Source organism: Candidatus Omnitrophota bacterium (genome assembly GCA_028715965.1).
Taxonomy (GTDB): Bacteria; Omnitrophota; Gorgyraeia; order Tantalellales; family Tantalellaceae; genus JAQUQS01.
Genome location: JAQUQS010000044.1, coordinates 1 through 5,431 on the forward strand (window position 1 = coordinate 1; position 5,431 = coordinate 5,431).

The following is a 5,431-nucleotide window of genomic DNA, read 5'->3' on the forward strand; positions in this document are numbered from 1 at the left end:
GTCATCGTAATAGGCCGCGACGGAATAACTCATTATCTCCACTCCGTCCACGAACACCGTCATCATGGTTCCGTCGAGGTCCACCCTTATTAGATGGTAAGACTGCATGTTTATGCCGGAAATATAGCTGGAGAGCGCCTTGCTTACCAGGGTAGTGCTGCTCCCGTCAGAATAGAACCTTTCCAGGGTTATACTTTCGTTGCCGTCGACCCGCACCGCGTATCCCGACTGCAGCGCCGCGTCCATACGGAAGTATATGTAAGCGTAATCGCTGCTGCTATAGTCGATCTTCACACTGGACGATACGTACCCGTCCTTGAGTCCCGCTTTGTTCACGAGCGCCTTGTTGTAATCCGGCGATGTGGCCGTCTGTTTGATCGCTCCGCCGTCTATCTGCCACGCCCCGCTGACCGGCACGACGGCATTACGCGCTATCGAATCCAGCCGATCAGACACGCTGTAATCCGTTCCGTTAACAGTTATGTCCTCGTCAAAATAGGTACGGGAATACCAGTTCGAAGTACCGTAGCCGACCTTGCCCGTGGAGAAAGACGTGTCCGTCTTGGTACTGTATTCGTTAGAGTCCTTGATGCCGTCAGCATCCATGTCCACCCAGTACTCGATGGAAGAGCCGGAGAGCGTTATCTGGATATCATACCAGGTGTTCTCCGAAAGGCTCCCTATACCGTATTTAGCGTCTATCTGTGAAAGGGTCCCGTCGGTCACCTTGTACAGACGCAGGTAATTATTGTCCAGCTTTACCGCGTAACCGTTCCTGTCGTCCTGCATACGGAAGAATACCAGCGGCCTGTTGCTCGTACTCGACCCGAGGTTCACTCGGGTCTTCAAGGTACCGTTGGTTATACTTACGTCATCCAGCACGTATACGGCCGGGCTGCTGTCACTGTACCCGTTGTCTTCCTGGAACACGTAACCGTCACCGGACACCCACATCCCGCTAGCCGGGACATTGGTCGTCGGCAACGCGGAAGAGAAGTTCTGTATGGTATCGGCGTAAACGGCCTTTACCTCGTCCACCCAGGCGCGATCATCCGACGCGCCCGATGTAGCGGTACGGTTATATTCCCACCGTATCGTATGGGTTCCCGCGCCCAGGCTGGAACTCCAGCTCTGCCATCCGTTCGCTCCTCCGGATATCTGCCCGACCGGCGAACCGTCGACATAAAGCACCAGTTTATCGGTGGATGCGGAATCTACCCGCCACTTGAAGGAAAGCGTCGCCGTACCGTCAAGCGTGATCGACCTGGACATGGAGCTTGTCGAACCGGCCGCGGTAGCTGACGCCTGGGCCGCAAAACCGTCTGTCCCTTCCGGCACCACAGAGTTCTGTATCACCCATGTGCTTTCCCCGTACTGTGACGGCAGTTCACCCGTCAATACCGGTTCTCCTTCCTGGTCAAAATCGTTATCCAGTATCGTATCCTGCCGATAAAGCTGTATGGGATAATTACTGAAACTACCGTTAAGAGCGTTAAGGCTCTGGTCCGTCGCGCTACCGTCGTTGAAGGAATAATAGAGCACAAGGTTAGTGTCGGACACGTTCGGTCCGGATGCCATGATAGAATTTATCTCGGCCTCGCTCAGGGCGTCCTTATATAGCACGACCTCGTCCATGGAGCCATTGAAGTTCCCGGCGAAACCGCGCCCGATATCGAACGGTGATGTGCTGGCCGTAGCGGAGGAATACTGCGCATCCTCCTCTTTGACGAGTTCACCGTTTATATACCAGCGTATCTTCATGTTAGCAAGGTCACGTACGACAGACACATAAGCCCATTCCCCTGCCTCGAGGCTCACCCCGGAATTCACGCACTGATTCGGCGTGGCATCCCTGCCGGCCGTACCGTAATAATAGTTCAACGTACCGTCGGTCTCGAGACTGATTGACCCTTCCCCGCCGTAGGCCTTATTGATCGGGGTCTGACGTGTATTGAAATTATCGGCTTTTATCCAGAAACCAATGGTCTGGTCTCCTGTTATCTGAAGTTCCGAGGAATTGTTACGCCTTATGTAGTCATCTGAACCGTCGAAATCCATACACATATCCTCGTTCTGCAGAACACGGATGTTGTCTACCCATCCCCTGTCCGGTTGCGTGGCGCTCAGCTCGTTCCTGGTGAATGTCCATCTCAACGTATACGTGCCGGTCTGCAATATCTCTGACGTGATCTTCTCCCAGTCAGCCTCACCGCTTATCTCAATGGAATACACCACGTTCGAATCGGATTCCCTTATCACCTCGAAGCGCATCACGTTAGCATCACCGGCCGCGAGCTTCCAGTCAAACTCGATATTACCTTTGTCCGACAACACGACCCCGGACTTCGAGAGGTACGTGGATTGCCCGGACTGTATGTCTTTCGTCTGCGCCGCGCACCCGGAGCTGCCTGCATACACGATGTTCTGGGCGGTCCAACCATCCGTTGAATATCCGCTTATCGCGTAACTGAGCGACGGGTCGAACGTACTGTACGTAAAGTCCTGCTCTATGTCGCCGTAAACCACCTGTATCTCGTCCACCCAGGCGTTCGCGCTGGCGGCGCCGGACCCGGTGGCCGAACGGTCATATGCCCACCTGATCGTATGTGTTCCAGCGTCCAGCCCTACCGTACACACCAGCCATTCGTCCGTGTCACCACTGATGTAATCCATCTCTATGCCGTCCACATACACCTTCAGCTTGTCGGTAGCCGCGGAATCGACCTTCCATTTGAACTTCAGGACCGCGTCACCTGTCACGGAAACGGTACGGCTCATGAACGATACGGCACCGGCGGCCGTAAGGCCAGAAGCTGCCGCGTAACCATATTCGTCCACGGATACCGCGTTCTGGACCGTCCACTTACGCCCGTCCGTATTCGTGTCGTATCCCTCGGGCAAGGATGCCTGGTCATAATACGGGACCAAAGGCTCGAACTCCTCGGAAGACACCTGGTCGAACATCGGTGACACCGTAGCCCCATAACAGAGTATGCCGTTCCGTCCCTTACCAGACAGGTCGGTAGCAGTACCGTCACTGAAATCGTAATAGAGCTCTATGTCCGAGGAAGAGAACCCGCTGATACCGTTCTGCACCAGTTCCATGATCTCGGCGTCAGTGAGGTCGCGGTTAAACACCGCCACGTCATCCATTATACCAGCGTTCTGCCCGGAGCCGGAATGGTTGCCGATAACACCCAGATCACTGGTTACCCGCAGATCTATCTCGCCCACGAAGACACCATCGACGTAGAACCTGGTACCAGAAGTTGTCGTGGTCGTGGCTATGTGATGCATACCGGCGCTCAGGTTATCAAGATCATATCCGCTCGAATACCAGCCGTTATTGTACACGCCGAGCTCACCGTTCGCGTTAACCATTATATGGTGGTAAGTCCCCCCCATGGCCTGGAACAATGTCCTCCATGACCCGGTTTCCGGAAGCGGCATGTCGACCCAGGCCGCCAATGTCCGGTTACCGTTCATGTTGACGGTTGACACCAGCTTTACGTATTCCTTGGATGAATCGCAAGTCAGCACGCCGTCATACGTCTTTGTCATGACGCTTACATTATCTACCCATCCCTTGTCCTCATAAACGGAAGCCCCAGCCGTCTTTGAATAGGTCCATTTTATCGTATATGTTCCCGCCGCCAACTCCTGGCTGGTGAACCTGGACCAGTCCTGTTCACCGCCTATACTTACCTCCTGGACGACAAGACCGCTACCGACATTTATGATCTGGAACGTAAGCGTGTTCCCCTCGGCTGAAGATATTTTCCAGTCAAAATCCACGCGGCCGGACGAGGCCAGCGTGATGTTCTTCTGCATTGAAGTGCTCTGCCCCGCCGCGATGTCATTGGAGGCCGCGGCGAAGCCGGGTTTGTCCTGGCTTACTGCGTTCTGCAGCACCCAACCGGTGGTAGTGAATCCTTCCGGCATGGTGGATATCTCCGTACCGTACGGATAATCATCGGCTCTCTGGCTGGCCAGGACATCACCATAAGTCACCACTATTTCGTCCACCAATGCCCCATTCCTGGCCGCGCCGGAAGTAAGTGTCCGGTCATATTCCCATCTTATGGTATGTTCCCCGGAAGTAACCGCTACCTCGACAAGGGTCCATCCCGCGGAACTACCCGTAACGGTGGACTTCAACTGGCCGTCCACGTACAATTTAAGTTTATCGTTTGCCGAAGAATCCAGTTTCCAGAGGAAGCTCAATATCCCGTCCCCCTCAAGATCTATGGTGCGTTCCATATAGGACTTGGCCCCTCCTGCGGTGTCCCCGGACTGGACCGCGTATCCTTCCATATCCCCGTACACATCGCCGGACTGGCATTGCCATGCCGACACCCCGGAGCTGGTCGAATATCCTTCAGGCAAAGCGGTATAGGACACGGCGGCTGATTCATAATCACAGCTATCGCTGAATATCTTCACCGTTTTTGCGGTATAAGACATGTCCCCGTACGTATTGGTCGTTACGGTAACGGGCGAAAGGTTGGTTGGGCTGCCATCATCGAACGTATAATGCAACACAAGGCCATCGGTAACCTCTCCTGCTCCGTTCTGCGCTATATCGGCGATCTCGACGGCCGTAAGAGCCCTTGAATACATGGCGAGATCATCGAGCGACCCTTTATAATCGTCACAACCCGAGAAACCGTTACCGATATACAGCCGGTTACTGCTGTCGCTGGCCTGAGAGAAAAGCGCGTCGGTCTCGTTCACGAGTTCCCCGTTTATGTACCAGCGCAACTTCATATTTTCAAGGTCTCGGACCACGGCTATGTGCGTCCACTCCCCAGCCTTGATCTTCGTACCGGAACTGAACATCTGATACGGCTCTCCGTCAGCGCCGTTGGCGCCGTAATAATAACTTATGGTTCCGTCAGTCTCTATGGCTATAGCTCCTTCGGACCCATACGCCTTGTAGAACGGCGACCTCCTGGTGCCGAGGTCCTCCGGGTTGACCCACATACTTATCGTCTGGTCTCCGGTGATACTGACTTCCGGAACATCATCTATGTATATGTAGTCGTTGCCGCCGTCACACACCATCGCGTTACTGGATCTGGCGTATATGTTTATCTCGTCTATCCAGCCATGGTCCGTGATCGCTGGGTCATCCGTCGCCTTCACATATGTCCAGCGCAGGGCGTAAGTACCGGTGGGCAGTACATCGCTTACGATCTTCTGCCAATCCTGTGTACCACTTATCTCGACCTCGTAGACCACACTTGAATCGGATTCGTCTATTACCTCGAACTTAAGCGTATTATCATCCCCACTGTTGAGTTTCCATTCGAACTCTACCCTGCCGCCATCTTCGAGATATACCCCGCTCTTCTGGGTATAAGTCGAGCCGCCTGCAGATATATCGGCCGTCTGTATCGAGCGGCCTAAGTCATCATAGGACACCGTATTT

At 54.2% G+C, this 5,431-nt stretch carries 1 protein-coding gene; it reads right to left on the reverse strand.

Features of this window, described 5'->3' with window-relative positions; genetic code table 11:
• The coding region (locus tag PHH49_08490) for a hypothetical protein (GenBank protein MDD5488976.1) at positions 1–5,431 on the reverse strand (5,431 nt) is incomplete at both ends.